Genomic DNA, 23,281 nt, shown 5'->3' with positions numbered 1-23,281 from the left:
CTGCTCCCTTCCAAGCATTCGCTAATGAACTAGAAAATTCGATAGTTGGCAACTCGATAAGCCAAAATATATGACAATGACATGAAGATAAAGGATACTACGGACTTCAGTAATCCTACCGCAGTGGCAAAGCCAAACTGCGCTTGCTGAATCCCCATACGATATACGAATGTATCGATAATGTCTGCACTTTCATACACTTGAGGACTGTACAGATTAAAGATCTGATCGAAGCCTGCATTCAGAACATTACCGATATTCAGGGTCATCATCAGTACGATAATCGGCATCATTCCGGGTAGAGTTACATACAGGGTCTGTTTGAAGCGGCCTGCGCCGTCGATCTCTGCCGCCTCGTAGAGGGAAGGATTAATACCTGTCAGCGCAGCCAAGTAGACGATGGTCCCGAACCCGAATTCCTTCCATACATCCGAGATGACCATGACGTAAGGGAACCAGGCGTTATCCCCTAAGAAGAAGATCGGTTTGGCTCCAAGCAGTCCGAGCACCTGGTTAACAATCCCGGAGGAAGGCGACAGCACGTCGATCAAAATACCGCTGAGCAGTACCCAGGATAAGAAGTGCGGCAGGTAGACCAGGGTCTGGAACGTCCTTTTTACCCATTCTCTTGCAATCTCATTGAGCAGAATCGCCATCGTGATCGGAACAACCAGGCCAGCTACAATCTTCATAAATGCAATAAATATCGTATTGAAGAAGATGCGGCCGATATCCGGGTATTCAAGCAGCAGCTGAAAGTTGGACCAGCCGATAAAAGGGGATCCGAACAAACCGCGATTCGGGATATATTTCTGGAAAGCCATCATAATTCCGGCCATTGGTATGTAGCTGAATACAATCAGCATCGCCAGTCCAGGGATCAGCATCATATGAAGCGGCCATTCTTTTCTCCAGGTCCGCGTTATAGTCTTCACTAGTATCACCTCGTTGGAATAGAAAGAGGGATTGAGTGACCCAACCCCTCTATACTGAAAGTCCTTTATTTATGATCGGCGTACCATTCGTTTACTTCTTTGGTCATTTCATCTCCGCCCAGCTTCTTCCACTCGGCAACAAATTTATCAAACTCATCGATCGAGACCTGATTCATAATAATTTTAAAGAACACTTCGTCCCTTTTCTTCTTCAGGATTTCCTCCCGATCCGCCATGGTAGGCGTTGGGGCACCGTAGAACTTATTTTGCAAGTAATGCTTCTCTTCCTGAACCTTCGGAATAATTGAAGAAGCGCCGTTAGGGCCGGAGATCAAATATTCCCACCACAAGCTGGTATCTCCATCCAGATATTGCATAGCTCTTGCATAACGAGTCCGCTGGTCCTTCGTCTCCAGAATACTCTCATCCTTGTTGGCAATCGCCTTCGGCAGGATGACACCGTTGTTGTCAGTCTGGTTGCCTACGCGAACCGGATTAAGCAGCCAGTAGTTGTTGCCCTTCTCCTTGAGATCCTTACCGTATTCATATACCTTTTGTTCGTCTGTTGGATGGTTATCAACTACAATCCACTGGTTAAGCAGCTTGATGAAGCCTTCCGGATGCTTGGATTGCTTCGCTACGACATAATACTCGTCTGCGCCCAGGCCAATCTGGCTCAGAGCTGGGTTGCTATCTGCTGAAGGAATAGGATATACACCCCACTCCTGAACAACCTTATTATCTTTGACCGCCCCTTTCACCAGCTGCGCCGGTGTCCAGGAAGCCCCGTATACGAGGCCGATTTGACCGTTATAGATTAACTCCGCTTCCTTCTCTACATCTTTAACAGCGAATTCCGGATCAATCAGACCTTTCTTGAACATATCCTGCAATGCTGCAAGAGCATTTTTCATTTCAGGCTGAATATCGCTATTTACCAGATTGCCGTTCCCATCTTCGATCCACATGTTCTCATAGGCATGGTAACCGTTCAGGAATGCTCTAAGTCCTGTCACGCCAGTATCTACATTAAAAGGATCTTTACTAATGGCGAGACCATACGACTTGCCATTTTCAGTTCTTTTCGCAAATGCTTCCGCAATCGTCTTCAGATCATCCATCGTCTTCGGTTCAGGAAGATTCATCTCTTTCAACCAGTCGGTACGCACGTACAGGAACTGAAGATAATAAGGATTGGACGATCTCGGAATTCCCATCAGCTTGCCGTCGAACATAGCAGATTTCATCTGCATGCCGCCATCCTTCTGGAAGAATTCCTTCGTCTCATCCGTTGCATACTGCTCATATACATCCGTCAAATCCATAATCATGTCTGCTTCTGTCAGCTCTTTCAATTGAGTTGCGCTGACTGGCATGAAGTCTGGCAGATCATTGGAAGCGATGGTCATCTTCACTTTCTCTTTGAATTGGCTTCCATCAGCTATCCACTTATTCACGATCTTTACGCCAATATCTTTCTCATACGCATCATAGATTGAGTTGTTATCGAACGTCTCGCCTTCATCAAACTTCAAATATTGATCGCTTTGCATTACGGTTGATACTTCGATCACTGCACTCGGATCCTCTTGCGCTGCTGAAGTTTCCGGCTTCTGCGGCTGCTCGGCCTTCTCCTCAGCCTTGCCGCACGCCGCAAGCACCAGGCTAAATACTAATGTCAAGACTAGAAGCATCTTTGCCTTTCTGTTCATATTACCCCTCCATATGACTTTTTGAGTTCACTACCGCTTTCTTAATTCAAGTATAGAAATGTAAACGCATGCATTCTATATACTTGTGTTGACATTGATATACAGATCTTGACCCCTGCTTGGTACGTCATATTTGGCGTTCTTTGCCTGACTTCGGTATACACGCTAACCCGGCTGCCTAGTCGTCGTATACACGAAACGCGGGTCATTTTTTTGAAGCGCTGCCCATTAAAGTAACGGAGGGGACCCGCTTCGGATGTAGAAGTACAGCGCTTAGCGATGAATGTAATGGAATTAGCCAATGTTATCTGACATTTGGCTCAGTTTCCGGTTGGCTAATGCGCCTGACCTTCGGGCTCAGTTTTCGGTTAGCCAATTCGCCTACCCTTGGGGGATCTAGCCTCCGTTAGACGCTTCGTCCCAACCTTGCGTCTCCAGCTTTCGGTAGCCATTACGCCCAACCTGGGGGCTCTAGCTTTCGTCAGCCAATTCGCCTACCTTGGTGCTCCTAATACAGAAGGCCGGCATCAGCGACCTATGTAACGGAAATAGGAGCCCTTATATTGACCATAATCGGCCCTTCTTAAATCTAACGGAACTGTAGGTCGCTATTTTCGCTAAATATGGGGTGACGCCCCCTTTTTTCACAGAATAAGGTCCCTCAGTTCCGTTAGATTCCAAATCAGCCTCATTTTACTCAAATAACGGATCCAGTTTCCGTTAGACGATCCGCCTGTGATTTGGGCTCAGTTTCCGGTTGGCTAATGCGCCTGACCTGGGGGCTCAGCTATCGGTTAGCCATCACACCAAACCGTGGGTCTCCAGCTTTCGGTAGCCATTACGTCCAACCTTGGTCTCTATCGTTAGCCATTACGCCCAACCTGGGGGCTCTAGCTTTCGTCAGCCAATTCGCCTACCTTGGTGCTCCTAATACAGAAGGCCGGAGCATCAGCGACCTATGTAACGGAAATAGGAGCCCTTATATTGACCATAATCGGCCCTTCTTAAATCTAACGGAACTGTAGGTCGCTATTTCCGCCAAATATGGGGTGACGCCCCCTTTTTTCACAGAATAAGGTCCCTCAGTTCCGTTAGATTCCAAATCAGCCTCATTTTACTCAAATAACGGATCCAGTTTCCGTTAGACGATTCGCCTGAAATTTGGGATCAGCTTCCAGTTAGCTATTGGGCCTACCTTTGGGACTCTAACCTCCGTTAGCCATTACGCCCAACTTGGGACTCTGGCCCCCGGTGCCATGCGCCCCCCTTCGGGATTTAGCTTCCGGTTAGCTAATCGCCTACTCTTAACTCTTAGGCTCTAACTTCCGTTAACCTCAGGGATCAAGCATCCGTTAGCCAATGCGCCTACCCTTCGGTATATAGTCTTCGTTGACCAATTCACCTGCCTTGCGACCCTGGCTTCGGTTAGTCAACACGCCCACTCTTGAGACTCTAGTCTTCCTTGGCAATGGTCCGGCAATTTTGTGCCGTCATACTCCCTATGTTACTTCGTTCTCGAAGTGGCGCTCAGGGATCCCCGAATCTCACCAGAGTGGCACACTGTAAGGTTTTAACGCTTGCCCAGAATCATTTGTTACAACACATGGATTCCCTTCCATAAGCAAAAAAAGGCTGCCCTGCGCCGTTCAGTAACGACAAGGACAGCTATATATAAAGGGTGTGGACACATAGTTAAAAAATCACAATTGCAGCAATTCGGGGGCAGGGGAGATTTGGACAACCTTGCCTCCGGCCCGGATGGACTCTGTCGCAGCACAGCCCACGGCGACGCTCATTCTTCCCGCGATCGGTGTGGCTACCGGTTGCTTGCCATCAAGAATCATATCGATGAAGTCCTTGCAAATATTCGGATCTGCGCCACCATGGGAGCCTTCGGCTTCCTTGATATGATAGACGCGATCGGAGAGCTCCCTGTCATTGTTCGAACGTCTCGTCTTCACATACACCTTATTCTCAGGTTCGCTATTCTCCATCCGGCCTTCTGTGCCAATGAATACATAATTGCGCTGATAATCCGGCGTAAAATGGCATTGGAGGTACGAGGCTTTAATGCCGCCTTCAAGCTCCATGATGACCATATTGTTGTCCTCGACGTTCACCTCTTCGCGGAAAGCGCATTGAATAAGCCGTCCCGGACTTGCTTCCGTGCAAGTCTCACGCTCACTGCAGGTTGGGCAAGTCAGATCATTAGGCTTATCTCCGCCATAAAAATCCAGGCTGCCGAACGCGCTAACCTTCGTGGCATATCGGCCAGTGATCCAGTGAATCACATCCAGATCATGCGATCCCTTCTGCAGCAGCAGCCCGGTCGTATTCTTGGAATTTGCATGCCAGTCATGATAATAATAATAGCCTCCAAGTCCGACGAAGTGACGCACCCATACGGCCTTGATCTCCCCGATCACACCTGAATCAACGATCTCCTTCATCGTGCGGTACATATTCATATAACGCATGTTGAAGCCGACCATCAGCTGCTTGCCGGATTCCTTCCATGCTCTCAATATATTGTCACAGCCATCCACTGTGATCGCAAGCGGCTTCTCACAAAACACATGCTTGCCCGCCTTCAAGGCTGCTATCGCATGCTCCTCGTGACAATAATCCGGCGACATGACAGCAATGGCATCGATATCCTCACGGGCAATAAGCTCGCGATAATCGGTCGTTACGAATGCATCCGGATTAACATCCTCTTTGAATTCCTCCAGTTTCTTGGGATCGACGTCAGCCGCACCAACAACCACTGAACGCCCCTCCGGATTATGCCAATACTTTGCAATCATGCCTCTTCCTCTTGCTCCAATGATCCCTAACCTGACTTGCTCCATACGTACGCTGCCTCCCCTATGCAATAATAAAATGTAAGTTTGCTGGCAGAGATGTCGTCCCGCAAATCAGTACAATTCGCTATGACCTCAGCGCAATAAGCGATGATGCAGCATTAATAAAACTAATGCAAATTCTGTGCAAAAAGTGCGCAAATAACGAATGGGTTAACGATATGAGTCGTCCTTCTCTGCTAATGTAACATACGCCACGGGAAAAGTAACATCTCCAGATATATTGCAAGATTACGAATAAAAATAATAATTGAACAGCATTACCTCGCCATCCATCATAACGCTTACATCATACATCCGTCGATTTAATGAGTCAATACATTTGCGCAAATTTATTATTATCAACTATAATTTGGGGCAAATATACTTACAAAAAAAGAACCTGAATTTCGACAAAACCACGTCGATCTTCACGGTCCTCTTAATTCATGGGATGAACGGATTGCCGCTTTTTAAGCTGAACAGGAACTTGCATCCGAAATGGAAATGGATAGGCCTCATCCATGCTGTCCACCATAATTTTGGCTGCTGCATAGCCCATTTCGTATTTTGGAACATGCACTGTCGTTAATGGCGGTGCAGTATACCTGGAAAATTCAATATCGTCTATCCCAACAAAAGACATGTCCAAAGGCAGGCTCATTCCTGCTTCGACGGCTGCCCTCATCGCTCCAATAGCCAGCATATCGCTGGCGCTGAACATCGCTGTCGGCCGTTCGGCCAGCTCAAGCAGCTCCTTCATCCTCTGATAGCTCTCATCTGCATCCCAATTTGTATTAATTACCCACTCGTCCCGGCATTCCAAACCGTGCTCCTCAAGCGTTTTGCGATAGCCAGCATACCGCTTCTCCCGATCCAGGCTGCCCGATAAGCCGATCCCGCCGATGAACCCGATTCTTGTATGGCCACGCTCGATCAAATGTCTGACTGCCATTTGGGCCGCCGCGACCCGATCATAAGTGACAACCGGAATATCCGGGTCATTTACATCGATGCCTACGAGCAGCGGAACCCGTCCTTTAAGCCGCTTATAGAGATCCTTGCTTAACCCCTCGATGCAAATAATGCCCTGGAGATTCGTCACTTCCAGCATGGATTCCACTACGGCTTCATTATGCAGTTCGGCTTGCGTATGCAAAAAGGCCATAGATAAGCCTCTTTCCAGCAGTTTCGCTTCGATCCCCTGAATAATCGGGGAGAAATACGGATGATTGTATTTGTTATCCTGCAGCGCTAATATGCATCCGATAGCGGGTCTGTTCAATGAGGCATCCTTGCCCTGCTTCGTCTTGGCAGACTTTGCCCTGCGGGTTGAGCTATAGTTCATTTCCTTAGCAGCCTTCCATATCTTCTGCTTCGTCTCTTCACTAATCCTTCTGCTATCATTTTGATTAATGACCCGCGACACAGTCGAGATGGAGACACCTACCCGTTCTGCAATTTCCTTCAGTGTAGTCATGTGCCCCTCCGATCCTATTTCCAGGCTTGTACGCTCATCGTCGTTGGTAACTCCCATTATAACGAGCAATATAATTTAGTAAAATAGGCAGTTCGAAAATGGGGAGCTGAATCTCTCTTGTGCAAAGGTTTGAACAATGCTATAATCCAGTCGAACAAATCATTTTTTGTTACATAAGCGACCCTTGTAGAGGGCGTACAATTGGAAGGCACTGTTATCGCAAGATACATCCTCGGCCCTAATTTTTTTGGCTCTGGAGTATCTTTTTTTGTTTTTTTCACAACCTATCATAACAGAATCAGGAGGATTACTTATGTTGCTTGAAGCCGTTTATCATCGTCCTAAGCTCAACTGGTCCTACGCTTATGATCAAGAGACGATTCATCTCCGCCTTCGTGCCAAGAAGGGGGATCTATTGCAGGCTTTCGCTTTTGCCGGCGATAAATATATGTGGGATGAGAGCAAGGAACTGGTTCCTATGCGGAAGCTGATTAGCGATGAAATGTTTGACTATTGGGAGTGTGCGATCAAACCCACCTATCGCAGACTAAAATATGGATTCCTGCTTAAAAGCGCGGATCTTGAAATGTGGATGACAGAGGATAATTTTTCCCCTGAACGACCCGAGAATCCGGATCGGCTATTCGAATATCCCTTCCTTAATCCAGCGGATATATTCACTGTTCCGAAATGGGTTAAGGATGCTGTATTTTATCAGATCTTTCCGGAACGCTTCGCCAATGGCAACCGGGACAATGACCCGGAAGATGTGCTCCCTTGGGGCGGAAAGCCGGAACGCCACAATTTCTTTGGCGGCGATTTGCAAGGGGTTATCGATCATCTGGATCACCTGAGCGAGCTCGGCATTAATGCCATCTATTTTACACCGGTATTTGAAGCCACAACCAACCATAAGTACGATACGACCGACTATATGAAGATCGATCCGCATTTCGGCGATGTGGATACGATGAAAAAGCTGGTCAAGGCTTGCCATGAGCGGGAAATCCGGGTAGTGCTCGATGCGGTATTCAATCATTCCGGACAAGCTTTTGCCCCATTCCTTGATGTGCTGGAAAAAGGCGAAAAGTCCCGCTACAAGGACTGGTTCCATATTCATCAATTCCCGCTGGATAAGGCCCGCGGCCTGCCGACCTACGACACCTTTGCGTTCGAGCCGATTATGCCTAAGCTTAACACCAGCAACCCGGAGACGAAGCAATATTTGCTGAATGTTGCTGAATTCTGGATCAAGGAAGTGGGCATTGACGGCTGGAGGCTTGATGTAGCGAATGAAGTAGACCACCAGTTCTGGCGCGAATTCCGCAAAGTGGTTAAGAAGACTAATCCGGAAGCGTATATTCTCGGCGAGATTTGGCATGAATCTTCCCCTTGGCTACAAGGCGACCAGTTCGATGCCGTAATGAACTATCCGTTCACCAATGCGGTAATTGATTTTGTCATCCGGCAAAAGATGGACGCTCAAAGCTTCGCCAATGTCATCGGTCAGCAAATTTCCCGTTATCCGCAACAAGCGAGCGAGGTGGCCTTCAATCTGTTGGATAGCCATGACACTCCGCGCTTGTTGACCCTGTGCAATGATAACAAGGATCGGATGAAGCTGGCGGCATTTTTCCAATTTACTTATATGGGCACGCCTTGTATTTACTATGGAGATGAAGTCGGCCTGGACGGCGGACCCGATCCGGATTGCCGCAAATGTATGGAATGGCGCCCTGAGCATCAGGATCAGGACCTGTTCGACTTCTATCGCAAGCTGATCGCCCTGCGCAAGGAACTGGCTCCGCTGCGCACCGGTACAATCCGCTTCCTCGAAGCCGAGAAGGGCGGCTCAAAGCTCGCCTATGAGCGTAAGCTTGGCGGAGATTTAGCCGTTGTATTGCTTAACAATTACGACGCCGGCCAGACCTTTGAGATCGATTCGGCAGATAAGCTATGGTTGGACAAGATCAGCGGCAAGGGTTATACAGCAGCTGACGGCAAGCTGACGGTAAGGCTGCCGGCTTATGGATGCGCCATTTTAACATCGGAACGATAATCAGGCACTCACGCCCTCTCCCCTATTAACAGCCAAAAGGAGGGGGCTTTATTTTAAGGAGAAAATTCTCTTGAGGCATTAAACATTTATGAGCGATGTTTGAAATGGCAAGCAATGAATATTGCGCAAACGATACCACCAATCCTATTTACATTCCATTCCATATCGATTAATATTACTGTGTAAAGCAAACGGTTCCACAAAGGAGAGTATTTCAATGGCCGTTACGATTAAGGACGTCGCCAAAAAAGCAGGAGTATCGCCCTCCACCGTGTCCCGGGTGCTATCCAATCATCCCAGAATAAGCGCAGAAACCTCAAGAAGAGTAAAAGAAATTATGGAAGAGCTCGGCTATCATCCGAATATTATGGCTAAGAGCCTCGTATCCCGGACGACCAACAGCATCTGTATTATGCTGCCGAAATCTGCCGAGGAGCTGTTCTCCAATTTCTTCTTCATGGAGTTGATCCGTGGTATCGTTACCCAAGCTAACCGTCAAGGTTTTGATGTGCTGCTGAGTTCCGGAGCCAATGAGAAAGATGAGGTTGAAGGGGTAGCCAGGCTTTTGAACGGGCACCGGGTAGATGGGGTGATCTTGCTCTATTCAAGAACTGATGATCCTGTTGTCGATTTTCTATACCAAAATAACCATAAATTCGTCCTGATAGGGCGCAGCGAGCAATACGCCGACATATTATCGGTTGATACAGATAATGTACAAGCCTCCTACGATGCTACGAAGCATTTGATCTCGCTTGGACATGAGCGGATCGGATTTGTCAGCGGTCCTCCTGAGCTTGTCGTATCCAAGGATCGTTTGCAGGGCTACCTGCAGGCATTAAGCGATGCCGGGCTGGAATCGAAGCCGGAGTGGATTGTCGAAGTCGAATTTTTACAGGAGAGCGGATATCGGGCCATCTCTTTCTTCATGAATCTTCCCGACCGCCCTACCGCGATCGTCCTGGTCGACGACGTCATTTCCTTTGGCGTGTTGCGGGGATTGCATGAGCTTAACTACAAGGTTCCTAACGATTTGTGCTTGGTAAGCTTCAACAATATTCCGCTGGCGGAGATGTCTACACCCCCGCTGAGCAGTGTCGATATCGGAATTTATAATATGGGATATACCGCTTCCCAGATGCTGATTCAAGCGATTCAGCACAAAGACAACGATCCAATAAGTCCAGCAAGATATGTTATTCCACATCGCCTGGTCGTTCGTGAGTCTTCTATATTCTCCGCTAAGGCTTGATGTCCGGATTGACCTCACCCTATAAAAATAATGGAAGCATTCGGCTTCTTTTATTTTTTGATATTTATTCAAACGTTTGCGCAAATTTGTAATTCGCTGTTTATACGGTTTTTACCTTTTACCTTTTACCTTTTACCTTTTACCTTTTACCTTTTACCTTTTACCTTTTACTTTTTACCTTTTACCTTTTACTTTTTACTTTTTACTTTTTACTTTTCGCTTTACACTTTTCTCTTTTCACCAATTGCTATTCAACTATTTACTACCCACTACCCATTATTCACTATTCATTGCAGGAGGAGATAAGATGAATCACATTCAAGCCTGTCTGTTCGACCTGGACGGCGTTCTCGTCGACACCGCCAAATATCACTATTTAGCCTGGAAGCGGCTGGCCAATGAGCTGGGCTTCGATTTTACGGAGCAGGACAACGAACGATTAAAAGGTGTGAGCCGCATGGCCTCGCTTGACATTTTGCTAAGTATTGGGAAGCTCACATTGGAGGATGCTAAGAAGCAGGAGCTGGCCGCACGCAAGAACGATTGGTATGTTGAATCGATATCCCGGATGGATCATACGGAAATCCTCCCAGGAGCGATGGAGTATCTGCAAGCCTGTCGGGAGAACGGACTTAAGACCGCTTTGGGTTCAGCCAGTAAAAATGCAATGATCATCCTGAACAATACAGGGCTGACCCCTTATTTCGATGCCATCATCGATGGCACACGCACCTCAAATGCGAAACCTGATCCTGAAGTGTTCTTGCTGGGAGCTCAGGAGCTTGGCATATCCCCAGATAACTGCGTCGTTTTCGAAGACGCCGAAGCCGGGATTGAAGCAGCGCGCCGCGCTGGCATGAATTGCATTGGCATCGGATCACCAGCGACGCTTAATCAGGCTGACTTCGTGATCGCTTCCCTTGCCGAGATGACCGTGGAGCGTTTGGATCAGCTAGAACAAGCTGTAGGAACCCAGGAGTAGGAGCATGGGCGAGCTTAAGCGCTACTTGATATCATGCATAGCTTTGTTCACCACTCATTAAACATATAAATGACTGTTATGAAAAGGAGAAGATCACCGTGAAGCAATATTTAAAATTAGATGAATGGTCCATTATCGAAGAGTCCTTCGATCCGCAAAACCACGAAATATCCGAGAGTATCTTCAGCATCGGTAACGGATATATGGGACAACGTGCCAATTTCGAAGAACAATACAGCGGCGCAAGCCTGCAGGGTAGTTACATGGCAGGTGTGTATTATCCGGACAAAACCCGCGTGGGCTGGTGGAAGAACGGGTACCCGGAGTATTTTGCCAAAGTATTGAACAGTACGAACTGGATCGGAATCCATGTCATGATCAATGGCGTTGAGCTGGATCTGGCGGAGTGCGAGGTCAAGGAATTCGTACGTGAACTGAACATGAAGGAAGGTTATCTGTCCCGCCGTTTTACAGCTGTACTGAAGGACGGCAAAGAAGTAGCGGTAGAAGCGGTTCGCTTTGTCAGTGTCAAACGCCATGAGATCGGGGCGATTCGCTATACGGTAACACCGCTCAATTTTAACGGAACAATTATGCTAGAACCTTATCTTGACGGGGATGTGCAAAATAAGGACTCCAACTATGAGGAGAAATTCTGGCTGGAGGTTGAGAGAGCTGCCGAGCCTGAGCTTTATTATCTGACGGTGAAGACGAAAAAGCTGGACTTCCATGTGACCTCGGTGATGTCTTTTGACATTTTCAAGAATGGTTCCAGGTTGGATATCCAGGCCGCCGTTAGCGAGAAGGAAAAATATGTGGCCGGTGAAGTCAGCGTTGAGGCGCATGCCAATGAGCCGATTACCTTATTCAAGTATGTAGCTAATGTGACCTCTCGTGATCATGGGCTTGGCGATTTGGTTGCGGCCGGCAAAGACCTGCTCACGGCAGCCAAACAAGCCGGTTTCGATACCCTGCTCAGCGAACAGGCTGACGGATGGGCGGATAAATGGAGAGACAGCGATATTATTATCGAAGGCGATGTCTCGGCGCAGCAGGCGATCCGCTTTAATATTTTCCAGTTGAATCAGACCTATAGCGGTGAAGATGACCGTCTCAACATCGGCCCGAAAGGCTTCACTGGTGAAAAGTACGGCGGAAGCACTTATTGGGATACAGAAGCATACTGCATTCCTTTCTATCTAAGTACCGCGGATTCCCATATCGCCCGCAATCTCTTGATCTATCGCTACAAGCATCTGGAGAAGGCCAAAGAGAATGCGAAGAAGCTTGGCTTCACCAAAGGCGCCCTCTACCCGATGGTCACGATGAACGGCGAGGAGTGCCATAACGAATGGGAGATTACTTTTGAGGAAATTCACCGGAATGGGGCGATTGCCTATGCGATCTATAACTATGTGAATTACACCGGAGACTTTACCTATCTGGGCCAATACGGGCTTGAAGTGCTGGCTGAAATATCCCGCTTCTGGGAGCAGCGCGTGAACTTCTCCAAGGCCAAGAACAAATATGTCATGCTCGGCGTTACCGGACCAAACGAATACGAGAACAACGTCAACAACAACTGGTATACAAATCGGATTGCCGTCTGGACGCTCGAATATACGCTGGAGGTCCTTGAATACCTGAAGGCGAATGAGCCGGACAGATATCAGGCTCTGATCGCCAAGCTTGATTTGCAGGAAGAAGAGACGAAGCAATGGCAGCATATCATCGACAATATGTACTATCCTTACGATGAAGAACGTCGTGTATTCCTGCAGCAAGACGGCTTCCTGGATAAAGAGCTGATCGCTGTGAAGGACCTTCCGGCCGGAAATCTGCCGATCAACCAGAACTGGTCCTGGGACCGTATTTTGCGCTCCTGCTTCATTAAGCAGGCGGACGTGCTGCAGGGCTTGTATTTCCTTGGCGACCGTTATGATCTCGATACGAAAAAACGCAACTTCGATTTCTACGAGCCGATGACGGTGCATGAGTCCTCCCTGTCCCCTTGCGTGCATTCTATTATCGCCTGCGAGCTCGGCTACCAGGAAAAGGCCTACGAGATGTATCTGCGCACGGCCAGACTTGATCTGGACAACTATAATAATGATACCGAAGACGGCTGTCATACGACCAGCATGGCAGGCACCTGGATGTCCATTGTCCAAGGCTTCGGCGGGCTACGTGTCGTTGATGGTGAATTGATGCTGCGTCCTTTTGTACCTTCCCATTGGGATAATTTCTCGTTCAAAGTGATGTTCCGTAATTCACGCTTGAAGGTGAACGTAACCGGAGACAGCATTCATGTCGTTAATGAGACTGATGTTCCTGCGGCAATCTGCGTGTATGACACTAGCTACACCGTAGACGGACATGGCGAAATCAAGCATCAGAACGCTTCGGCCAACTTATAAAGATAAACTTAAAGGGTCATTCCTGAATCTTGCCTTCAGGAATGACCCTTTTTTACTCATCATGCCTATTCAAAAACCGACCTCTGTATACGCAAGCGCCCGGCCTTAAATGACCGCGAGCGCTGTTCTCATCAAAGGTGGACTTCTGTACAATCTCTAGTACTAATCATGGACGGCAAGTACAACCATACCTGCTCCATGAACTTGAATCCGCCGCTGCTTCAAGGAAATGACAAGCTCATTGCCGAAATGCACTTCCCAATCCCCAAGCTCTGGAAGCTCAAGTGTAGCCGGTTCTGGATTCGCATTGTACAGAACATATAAATGACGATCCGGATCACCGCCAGCATGATTGCGCAAGGTATACGCGATGGCATGCTCCGGCGCTTGTTCGAAATGGAGATGCCTTCTGATCTCGCGTGCCGTTCTCAAGCGGAAGGCCGGGTGCGACTGACGCAGCTTAATCAGGCTGCACATATACAGGACATCGCTCTGGCGTTCAGCACAGCGCTGCCAATCCATCCGATTGATCTCAATCGGGGATTTGTAGCTGTTCTCTACCCCTTGCTTCGTACGCATGAACTCCTGGCCAGCGTGGATAAACGGAATGCCTTGGCTCGTTAAGACTATCGCCGAAGCGAGCCGGTGCATGCTGCGACGCTCCTCATCCGTATATCCATCCGTAGACAGCACTAGCTTATCCCATAATGTATGGTTATCATGGCATTCTACATAATTGACTGTCTGATCCGGCTCAATAGCATACTGCAAAATTGCACCTTCGTACTTGATTCCGCCGACAATCCCCCGCTTCACCTTCTCCTCAAAGCCGCGACCCAGACTAACAAATCCCTCCAGGCCATATACAAAAATATCGCCCTTCACCGCATCCCGAAAGCCATCATTAAACTGGCCAATCCGCGGGAGAAGCGCGGCATGGCTCTGATTGGCACGCTGAGCCTCCGGCAGTACCGTATCCATCCCCCAGCCTTCTCCGATCATCATAATCGAAGGATCGATTTCATCGAGGCGACGCCTGATCTCATTCATCGTAGCGATATCCATTAGCCCCATCAGATCAAAGCGGAAGCCGTCCATATGATACTCCTGCGCCCAATATACGACCGAATCGACGATGAACTTAGACATCATTTTTCGTTCCGAAGCGCATTCATTTCCACAGAAGCTGCCGTTAGAAAAAGTCCCATCCTCTTTATAACGCAAATAATAACCGGGAACGAGCTTGCTGAAGTTGACCAAGTATCCGTCATAAACGTGATTGTACACAACATCCATAATGACCCGGATTTCGCGATCATGCAGCGCCTGAATCATCTGCTTCAGCTCTCTGATTCTGAGATCCGGGGAATAAGGGTCTGTAGCATAAGATCCTTCCGGGACATTATAATTTTTCGGATCATACCCCCAATTATATTGCGGAAGCTCCGGCTTCGTCTCATCTACGCTCTCCGTTGCGTAATCATATACCGGCAGCAACTGCACATGGGTTACACCCAGTCCAGAAATATAATCAAGCCCTGTGGGTATTCCATCCGGTCCCGTCGTCCCCCTCTCCGCCAAACCAAGGTACTTTCCGGGATAGCTGCTTCCGCTCTGCGGGTGAATCGATAAGTCCTTAACATGAAGCTCATAGATCACCGCATCAACCGGCGCCGCCAACGGAGGCCTATCTTCCGTCCAGCGCCGCGGCTGCGTACTGCCCGGATCGAGCACTACCCCGCGATCTCCATTGACGCCAACCGCTTTGGCATAGGGATCCACCGCTTCATTCCACTGACTGCCGACCTGCACGCCGTACGTATAATACCAGTGATTGCAATTCCCATTCACCGTAAGGACCCAGGTCCCACGAACGTCACGAACCATTGGCTTGCGCTCGATAAGCGCTCCATCCCAGCTATCATAGATCATCACGCTTGCCTCAGAGGCAGTGGGGGCCCACAATCCGAACGTCGTCTGCTCCGGTGTGTAGGTAACCCCAAGATCATCGCCATCATAGTAGAACATCTCGTCAAATTTAGGATCAAACACAGAAATCCCATTCGTTACAGCTAGATCCCCATAATCCGCAACTATGTCCATTTCCTTCTGTACCGACACTGGCTTCACTCCTATCTCATGAAAGTGTGAAAGTGCGAGAAAATCGAGAAAGGTATATCAGATGCCAATGTATCATATGGCAACAAATCCCTAAAACGTTCCGCCACCTTCACGGCCTGTCCGGCAAGGAATCGGCTGCACCTCATAGTTACCTGACAGGTTGTCCAAAAGACTGTATATCATGCATTCTAGCATCGTTTCACACTTTGAGCAATCGTTTGCACAAATATGTTGTTAAACCGCCGCATCCCCATCGGCTTTGCCTTGCTTCCGTTGCTAATCGCCAGTGTAGTTAGCATGTTCAGCTATGCAAATTTATATAAGTCTTTAAGCGGAAGATCAAGCAGGGCCAACAATTTGACAGGATGGACATCCCTGGCGACCGCTCCACGGAGCTTTGCTGAGATCAACCTTTCATCGCCTGAATTCAGTTTATTGTTTTTCAGTATGCAAAAAGGACCCCCTTCACCTGCTTCCCAGTGAATGACGGTCCTTAAAAAGTTGGATTGTCACTTCGGCCAGACTAGTTCAGCTTCTCCATCATATTACGGGCGATCCAAACCCCGGCAGCCCCGGCCTGCGCCAGGCCACGGGTAATTCCAGCCCCATCCCCGCCGCAGAACAAGCCGCTGATCTCCGTCTCCAGCCCCTCCGAGAGCTTCGGACGCGCGGAATAGAATTTCGCTTCAACTCCGTAGAACAACGTATGCTCTGAAGCGATCCCCGGCGTTACTTTATCCAGTGCCTCAACCATTTCGATCAAGCTCTTCATCGTATTATATGGCAGGACAAGCCCCAGATCGCCGGCCACTGCCTCTTTCAATGTCGGCTCCAGGAAGCCTTCCGCGATCCTTCCGGCCGTCGATCTTCTTCCGCGCAGAATATCGCCATATTTCTGAACGATTACTCCCCCGTTGGACAGGTCATTTGCTCTCTTGCAAATCTCGCGCGCATATTCATTCGGTTTGTCAAACGGATCGGTGAACTTATGGGAGACCAGCAAGGCGAAATTGGTGTTCGCCGAGCCCAATGCCGGATCTTTATATGAATGGCCGTTTGCCGCCATCACTCCCGTATGATTCTCGACCACCACATGCCCGGAAGGGTTGCTGCAGAAGGTACGAACTCGGGTCCCTACCGAGGTGTTAAAAATAAACTTTCCTTCATAGAGGTGTTCATTAATTTCCCGCATGACAATGTCTGAGGTCTCCACACGCACCCCGACATCCACTTGATTATTTGTCATTTTTAATCTGCGCTTCTTCAATATTTCCGACAACCACACCGAGCCGTCCCGCCCCGGGGCGATCATCACCTGCTCTGCCTCGTACACCTCGCCGTTCTTCAAAACAATGCCCTGTACCTGATGTTGCCCGTCCTGTTTGACAGTAACTATATCCTCAACTTCCGCTTTGAATAGCATATCGATCCGGGATTGCAAATATTCATAAATGGACTTCAATATTTCCAGATTCTGCTCTGTCCCCAAATGGCGTACCTGGGCGCGAAGCAGCTTCAATCCGGCAGCATATCCGCGCCGTTCAATGCTACGGATAGCATCAGTTGTCGGATCCGTGATCGTCGTGGTCGCCCCGTGATCCAGATTGATCTGATCCACATATTTAATCAGCTCAAGCACTTTGGACTGGGGTAAATAATCGTTTAACCATCCGCCAAATTCGGTCGTAATATTGAACTTGCCGTCACTATAAGCCCCTGCTCCACCAAACCCGGCGGTAATCGAACACGCAGGCAAGCAGCCAGCATATTCCTTACGTCCAGCTGCTGGCGGACATAGCGTAATCTTCTCCTCAAGAATCGGACAGCGGCGGCGATAAATGTCATGCCCCTTGTCTACCAGCAGCACCTTCCAATGCGGTGCCTTTCTTGTAAGCTCATAGCAGGCAAAAATACCGGCTGGTCCTGCCCCAACGACGATCACATCATATTTACTCATATATGTCCCTCCTGAAGTCGGAAAAATAGCAAAAAATCCTGTGTCTATGAATAGGTATACGAAACATACCTATCGTAGCCAGGATTTTACGGTTCCTTGTAGAGACCCTCAAACCATATTATTGAGGATATACGAAATCATGTGCCAAGCATTCGGATTTTCATCAACAACTACAGCTTACCAAATCACGCGAATAAGTCAATAAGAAATTTGTCATAACATTCGTATTTTGACACATAATCTATATTTAAATCTGCATAATCGCTTTTTTACAAACCAAAACACGAACATTAATCAATGGCCAATCCATAATCTATCATGTTAATTCGCAAAATATTGAACGATATTATATAATATTATTGATATTCATTTTTATCATTTTATAAATAAAAGGAGTAGATGTAGAGAATGGACAGTGACAGGCTATTGGGTTTAAATTTGGTTATGGTGGCGATTCTGATCGCATTAACGGCGTTCTTCGTTGCGGTGGAATTCGCGATCGTCCGTGTAAGAGAGAGTAGAGTAGATCAGATGATTCTGGAAGGGAATAAGAAGGCACTTGGTGTCAAACAGATCATAACTCATCTGGACGACTATCTATCTGCTTGTCAGCTTGGAATTACGATCACAGCTCTCGGACTCGGTTGGCTAGGGGAACCCACGGTGGAAAGAATTTTGCACCCTCTATTCCACAGCCTCCAAATACCTGATGCAATTAGCAAGGTGCTTTCATTCATCATCGCATTTGTTGTCGTCACTTATTTGCATGTTGTCGTCGGGGAGCTTGCCCCTAAGACAATCGCAATCCGCAAGGCGGAGACCGTAGCTATGCTAACGGCTAAACCGCTTATCTGGTTCAATAAGATCATGCGCCCTTTTATCTGGACCTTGAACGGATCAGCGAATCAGCTCGTTAAATTGGTTGGCATTAAACCAGCCTCGGAGCATGAAGAAGCCCACTCTGAGGAAGAATTGCAGATTATTATTAACGAGAGTTTCGAGAGCGGCAAGATCAATCAAAGCGAATACGGCTATGTAAACCGAATATTTGCTTTCGATAATTTATTAGCCAAAGAAATAATGGTGCCACGTACCGATATGGTGTGTTTATATACAGAGAAAACCCGCCGGGAGAATCTGGACATTATCAAGGAACAGCAATATACGCGTTTTCCGGTCGTACGAGAGAATAAGGATAACATTATCGGATTTATTAATACGAAGCAATTCTTCCTTGCCTCCGAGGATAACCCTGATCTGGACATCGCCTCGATTCTGCAGCCTGCTATGGCTGTATCGGAAGTAACTCCGGTGAATGAATTGCTGCAGAGAATGCAGCGCGAGGGTACCCATATGGCGATTTTGATCGATGAATACGGGGGAACCGCCGGACTCGTAACGATCGAGGACATCCTCGAAGAGATCGTCGGCGAAATTCGCGACGAATTCGATAAGGAAGAAGAACAACCGCTCGTAATGGTCAATGAGAACCATGTTATCGTCGATGGCAAGGTGACAATTAATCATATTAATGATCTATTCATGGCCGATATTAGCACCGAGGACGTCGATACGATTGGCGGCTGGCTGTTCGGAACGAATCCCGAGATGAAGGTTGGCGAGACCCTTGAGCATGAAGAACTGACCTTCAAGCTGCTTGAGAAAGAGCCAAACCGCTTCCGTAAACTGGAGATCATTAGGCTGGTTCCCGAGCAATCGGGAGTCTGACCGGGTATACTAAGAAATTCATTATCTATTTGGGCCGGCCCCCTGTCTCATAAGCAGGGGGTCGGCCTTTTGGTTATGGCCCCGCCAAACCTGAAGCGGGGCATATCCCCCAAAGACTCTAGCCCCTCTTCCCTCGGGCTATGTGCAATACTGTTTATAATTACCATCATTTGGAACCACAACTATCCCCATCCGCTTTCGTCCAATTAAGTAACAACTAACAACAAGGTGATGAATAACATGACAACACAAAAAGGCGTATTCTATCTTCTGCTGGCCGCGGCCCTGCTCTATTCGACTCCCGTGCATGCCGAATCCTCCAACACGGCCCCAACGGTTGCAACCAGCCCTGGGAACGATCCATCGGCCAGGCCTGCAACCGGTTCGGCTTCCAGTCCAGTATCGGTTTACCTGGACGGGCAACAACTACAGCTCGAGATCGAACCGATCCTGGTCCGCGGAACCGTACTCGTTCCCATGCGCGGACTGTTTGAAGCCCAAGGCGCTAAGCTGGCCTGGGAAGGAAGCAGCAAGACAGTTACCGCCACCAAAGACGAGACCAAGCTGACTTACCGCATCGGAGATTCGGTCGCACAGCTGAACGGACAAGCTATAAATCTGACGGCCCCGGGGCAGATCGAACGAGGATATTCGCTAGTACCTTTGCGCTTCGTTAGCGAAGCGCTCGGCAGCTCGGTGAAATGGGAGGCGGATACCAAAACCGTTATAATCACTTCTGCTCCGCCGATCAATTACGAAACCAGTATCCTGTGGGGCGTCAATCTGCGCACTGCACCAAATGCGGACAGCCAGGCTGCCGGGGACTTGCTGCCCGCCGGGAACAAGGTCCACGTCGTTCGCGAAGCCTCCCCATTCTGGATTGAGGTACGCACGACCGATAACCGGACCGGGTATATTTCGGCCAAGCCCAAATATACCGACTACTCAAGTCCTGCCCTGCGGGAAGAACAGGCGAACGAGCTGCTCGCCTATGGCATGAAGTATCTGGGCACCCCTTATGAATTTGGCGCCTCGTCAGAGCAGACACAAACATTCGACTGCTCGTCGTTCGTCAAGCATGTTTTTGCTGATATCCTATCGATCGATCTGCCGCGAGTTTCTTATGAACAAGCCAAGGAAGGCAGGGAAGTTGGCCTGAATGAGCTCCGCAAAGGGGATTTGCTGTTCTTCGAATCACGGGGGTTGGACATCGGCCATGTAGCCATCTATGCCGGCGACGGCCAACTGCTCCACACCTACTCCGTCAAATACGGTGTTCGTTTAGAGGATTTCTCCGATTCCTGGAAGAAGCGGTTTGTTACCGCACGAAGAGTATTTTAGAATAAGATCAAAATTGTATCGGAAGCGTTGCCTTCCTAATAAGAAATCAAGAAAACACCGGAGGCAAAGCCTCCGGTTGTTTTTGCTTTGGGCCCATATAGAAAATACATGTTACACGTTCTATGCCAAATACAACATTGCAAATAGATAAGAAGCGCCGATCCCCTCGCAAGTACAAATAAAAGGATCTCCTAGCTGTTCAACTGCTTCAGCAAATCATGCAGCTGTTCCTCCGTAAACTTGCCGCCGCTGAAGGAGACCAGGCCGCGCAGCGGCATAAACTCCATGAATGCCTTCAACATTTCTGAATGAGACGGATCCATCGCGGACGCAAACGGAAGCATACTCATAAACTTCTTGATGAACACGGCGCCCGGCTCGCTCGTCATCATATCGGCCACCGTGGAGTTGCGATGGAATCTTGAACTGCGCTCCGTTGTCGACTGTACTTCAACCGTCTCCGAGAGCACAATATCGCGAGAGGATTTGCCGACCAGAATTTCAAAGGTACCGGTCTCCACCGCCCAATCCTTGATCTCTATATCATAATAGGCAAAACTGCGGCGATCGAGTTCAAAAGTGACCGTCTTCTTCTCACCAGCTGCCAATTCCACCTTGTCGAAGCCTTTAAGCTCCTTATCCGGTCTGATGACGCTGCTGTCGGGATCGCGAATATAGAGCTGCACAATTTCACTTCCGGCAAGGAAACCGGTATTCTCGATGTCCACCGATACGCGAAGCTGGTCGGAATCCAACAAATTCTTCTTATCCACAGTTAGATTCGAATACTCAAAGCTCGTATAGCTGAGCCCATACCCAAAAGGAAACAACGGTTCCAACTGCTTCTTATCGTAATATCGATAGCCAACAAACAAGCCTTCCCGATACTCCACCCGGTCGCCTTCACCCGGAAAGAATAAATACGACGGGTTATCGCTCAGCTGAACCGGGAAAGTCTCAGCCAGCTTGCCGGAAGGATTGGCTTCCCCGAACAGCAGGTCGGCAATCGCACCGCCAAACGCCTGGCCGCCCAGATAAGCTTCCAGCACTCCTTTGGCTTGATAGAGCCAAGGCATTTCGACAGGAGAACCGTTACTCAGCACCACCACCAGATTTTTCTGTATCCCGGCCACCGCTTCGATCAGCGCTACTTGGTTCGGAGGTATCCGCAGATGTTCGCGATCAAAACCTTCGGACTCGTATCGACTCGGCAATCCGGCAAATACCACCGCTACCGTGGCCTCGGAGGCTGCACTCAGCGCCTCTTGCAGCAGGGAAGAGTTGCTCTCCTCCTCCTTCAAATCGTATCCCTTCGCATAGATAAGTGCCGCAGCCCCGGCCAGCTTGCTCATTTCTTCAATGGGATTATCCAGACGGGTCGGCCTGATTTGCGAACTGCCGCTGCCCTGATAGCGCGGCTCCTCTGCGAAAGCGCCGATTATGGCGATCTTGCCGCTCCGCTTCAGAGGCAAGATGTCGTCTTCGTTCTTCAACAGCACCATGCTTTCCCGTGCGACTTCCCGGGCCAAATGATGATGTTCCTCCGGCTGGAAGGCTGCATCCGGCCTCCTTTGGTTCACAGCCTTGAAAATGACGTTAAGCAGTCGCTCTACGGCATCATCCAGCGTGGCCTCGGGCAATTGTCCGCTTTTCACTGCTTCCACAATTTGCGTCGTCCCCTCGCCGTTGCTGGAGGGCATCTCCAGCTCCAATCCGGCGACCAGGCCCTTAACTCGCTCGTTCACCGCGCCCCAATCCGACACGACAAAACCTTGATGCCCCCACTCGTCTTTTAAAATATCGGTCAGCAATTCCTGATTCTCTGCGGCAAATTCCCCGTTCACTTGGTTGTAAGCGCACATGACGGTCCACGGTTGAGCTTGCTTGACCGCCCCTTCAAAGCTGGCCAGGTAAATTTCGCGCAATGTCCGTTCATCTACCACGGAATTGGAAGTCATCCGACGGTGTTCCTGATTGTTAGCAGCAAAATGTTTAAGCGAAGTGCCTACCCCTAGGCTTTGTACGCCCTGAATATGGTGAGCCGCCATTTCCGCGGATAAGTACGGGTCTTCCGAGAAGTATTCAAAATTCCGTCCGCAGAGCGGCGAACGTTTAATATTGACACCAGGCCCCAGCAAAATAGCGACATTCTCCGCCTGGCACTCCCTGCCCAGTGCTTCTCCCATTTTGCCGATTAAATCCCGATTCCAGGAGCTCGCTAACCCCGCCGCTGAAGGGAAACAAGTAGAAGGCACGCTGTCGAACAGGCCAAGGTGGTCGGAAGAGCCCCTTTGTTTACGCAGACCATGCGGACCATCTGTAACCATCACGGATGGAATCCCCAGCCGCTCGATCCCCTGAGTGTGCCATGTATCTTGCCCGGAGCAGAGGCTGGCCTTCTCCTCCAGTGTCATTTGTGCGATCAATGATTTCAGATTACGCTGCTTCCCCATC

The 23,281-nt window shown here is 48.9% G+C and carries 13 protein-coding genes and 1 riboswitch; of the genes, 6 read left to right on the top strand and 7 right to left on the bottom strand.

From position 1 onward, the window contains the following. Nucleotides 1-29: 29 nt before the first annotated feature. The 4 genes from BN1360_RS08590 to BN1360_RS08575 form a co-directional block, all read right to left on the bottom strand. Nucleotides 30-890: an ABC transporter permease gene (locus tag BN1360_RS08590; protein WP_068779488.1), complete on the bottom strand. Its 861-nt coding sequence runs from the start codon at nt 888-890 to the stop codon at nt 30-32. 110 nt (nt 891-1,000) lie between these two features. Beyond that, nucleotides 1,001-2,647 (bottom strand): extracellular solute-binding protein, encoded by a 1,647-nt coding sequence (locus tag BN1360_RS08585; RefSeq protein ID WP_068779448.1) that lies wholly within the window; start codon nt 2,645-2,647, stop codon nt 1,001-1,003. A 1,700-nt stretch (nt 2,648-4,347) separates the two neighbouring features. Beyond that, nucleotides 4,348-5,499 (bottom strand): Gfo/Idh/MocA family protein, encoded by a 1,152-nt coding sequence (locus BN1360_RS08580; protein WP_068779447.1) that lies wholly within the window; start codon nt 5,497-5,499, stop codon nt 4,348-4,350. 433 nt (nt 5,500-5,932) lie between these two features. Next, nucleotides 5,933-6,970, bottom strand: a complete 1,038-nt coding sequence (locus BN1360_RS08575) for a LacI family DNA-binding transcriptional regulator (RefSeq protein ID WP_068779446.1) — start codon at nt 6,968-6,970, stop codon at nt 5,933-5,935. 313 nt (nt 6,971-7,283) lie between these two features. On the opposite strand from BN1360_RS08575, the gene BN1360_RS08570 reads away from it, so the two are divergent. From BN1360_RS08570 to BN1360_RS08555, 4 genes are all read left to right on the top strand, one after another. Next, entirely contained in the window at nt 7,284-9,029 is a 1,746-nt protein-coding gene (locus BN1360_RS08570; RefSeq protein ID WP_068779445.1) for an alpha-glycosidase, read from the top strand. 217 nt (nt 9,030-9,246) lie between these two features. Beyond that, nucleotides 9,247-10,281, top strand: a complete 1,035-nt coding sequence (locus BN1360_RS08565; RefSeq protein ID WP_068779444.1) for a LacI family DNA-binding transcriptional regulator — start codon at nt 9,247-9,249, stop codon at nt 10,279-10,281. 307 nt (nt 10,282-10,588) lie between these two features. After that, the gene (pgmB, locus tag BN1360_RS08560) at nt 10,589-11,263 is read left to right on the top strand and encodes a beta-phosphoglucomutase (RefSeq protein WP_068779443.1); all 675 of its coding nucleotides are present in this window, start codon (nt 10,589-10,591) and stop codon (nt 11,261-11,263) included. Nucleotides 11,264-11,361: 98 nt separating this feature from the next. Further along, complete coding sequence (locus BN1360_RS08555; protein ID WP_068779442.1) at nt 11,362-13,680, top strand: glycoside hydrolase family 65 protein; 2,319 nt, start codon at nt 11,362-11,364, stop codon at nt 13,678-13,680. 162 nt (nt 13,681-13,842) lie between these two features. Here the strand turns inward: BN1360_RS08555 and pulA are convergent, their stop codons facing one another. After that, nucleotides 13,843-15,801: a type I pullulanase gene (gene pulA / locus BN1360_RS08550; RefSeq protein ID WP_068779441.1), complete on the bottom strand. Its 1,959-nt coding sequence runs from the start codon at nt 15,799-15,801 to the stop codon at nt 13,843-13,845. Nucleotides 15,802-16,324: 523 nt separating this feature from the next. After that, nucleotides 16,325-17,758 (bottom strand): NAD(P)/FAD-dependent oxidoreductase, encoded by a 1,434-nt coding sequence (locus BN1360_RS08545; protein WP_068779440.1) that lies wholly within the window; start codon nt 17,756-17,758, stop codon nt 16,325-16,327. A 55-nt stretch (nt 17,759-17,813) separates the two neighbouring features. After that, a riboswitch (purine riboswitch) is annotated at nt 17,814-17,913 on the bottom strand. A gap of 253 nt (nt 17,914-18,166) precedes the next feature. Here BN1360_RS08545 and BN1360_RS08540 point away from each other — a divergent pair. Both BN1360_RS08540 and BN1360_RS08535 read left to right on the top strand, forming a co-directional pair. Further along, on the top strand, nt 18,167-19,486 hold the full coding sequence (locus BN1360_RS08540; RefSeq protein WP_068779439.1) for a hemolysin family protein: 1,320 nt from the start codon (nt 18,167-18,169) through the stop codon (nt 19,484-19,486). Between the two features lie 240 nt (nt 19,487-19,726). Continuing rightward, nucleotides 19,727-20,827 carry a C40 family peptidase gene (locus tag BN1360_RS08535; protein WP_068779438.1) on the top strand — a complete coding sequence of 367 codons (1,101 nt, stop codon included), beginning with the start codon at nt 19,727-19,729 and terminating at the stop codon, nt 20,825-20,827. A gap of 191 nt (nt 20,828-21,018) precedes the next feature. Here the strand turns inward: BN1360_RS08535 and BN1360_RS08530 are convergent, their stop codons facing one another. After that, nucleotides 21,019-23,280, bottom strand: a complete 2,262-nt coding sequence (locus tag BN1360_RS08530) for a beta-glucosidase (RefSeq protein WP_068779437.1) — start codon at nt 23,278-23,280, stop codon at nt 21,019-21,021. Nucleotide 23,281 lies beyond the last annotated feature (1 nt).

It is taken from the genome of Paenibacillus sp. GM2 (assembly GCF_900069005.2).
Lineage (GTDB): Bacteria > Bacillota > Bacilli > Paenibacillales > Paenibacillaceae > Fontibacillus.
The sequence above is the reverse complement of the archived record's forward strand: the minus strand, read 5'-3'. Positions and strand labels throughout refer to the sequence as shown.

Bases quoted from the DNA above. Each gene is read 5' to 3' on its own strand.
- BN1360_RS08545 (WP_068779440.1), bottom strand. From the start codon at position 17,758: ATGAGTAAATATGATGTGATCGTCGTTGGGGCAGGACCAGCCGGTATT.
- BN1360_RS08575 (WP_068779446.1), bottom strand. From the start codon at position 6,970: ATGACTACACTGAAGGAAATTGCAGAACGGGTAGGTGTCTCCATCTCG.
- BN1360_RS08580 (WP_068779447.1), bottom strand. From the start codon at position 5,499: ATGGAGCAAGTCAGGTTAGGGATCATTGGAGCAAGAGGAAGAGGCATG.
- BN1360_RS08590 (WP_068779488.1), bottom strand. From the start codon at position 890: ATGATGCTGATCCCTGGACTGGCGATGCTGATTGTATTCAGCTACATA.
- BN1360_RS08540 (WP_068779439.1), top strand. From the start codon at position 18,167: ATGGACAGTGACAGGCTATTGGGTTTAAATTTGGTTATGGTGGCGATT.
- pgmB (WP_068779443.1), top strand. From the start codon at position 10,589: ATGAATCACATTCAAGCCTGTCTGTTCGACCTGGACGGCGTTCTCGTC.
- BN1360_RS08570 (WP_068779445.1), top strand. From the start codon at position 7,284: ATGTTGCTTGAAGCCGTTTATCATCGTCCTAAGCTCAACTGGTCCTAC.
- BN1360_RS08585 (WP_068779448.1), bottom strand. From the start codon at position 2,647: ATGAACAGAAAGGCAAAGATGCTTCTAGTCTTGACATTAGTATTTAGC.
- BN1360_RS08535 (WP_068779438.1), top strand. From the start codon at position 19,727: ATGACAACACAAAAAGGCGTATTCTATCTTCTGCTGGCCGCGGCCCTG.
- BN1360_RS08565 (WP_068779444.1), top strand. From the start codon at position 9,247: ATGGCCGTTACGATTAAGGACGTCGCCAAAAAAGCAGGAGTATCGCCC.
- BN1360_RS08530 (WP_068779437.1), bottom strand. From the start codon at position 23,280: ATGGGGAAGCAGCGTAATCTGAAATCATTGATCGCACAAATGACACTG.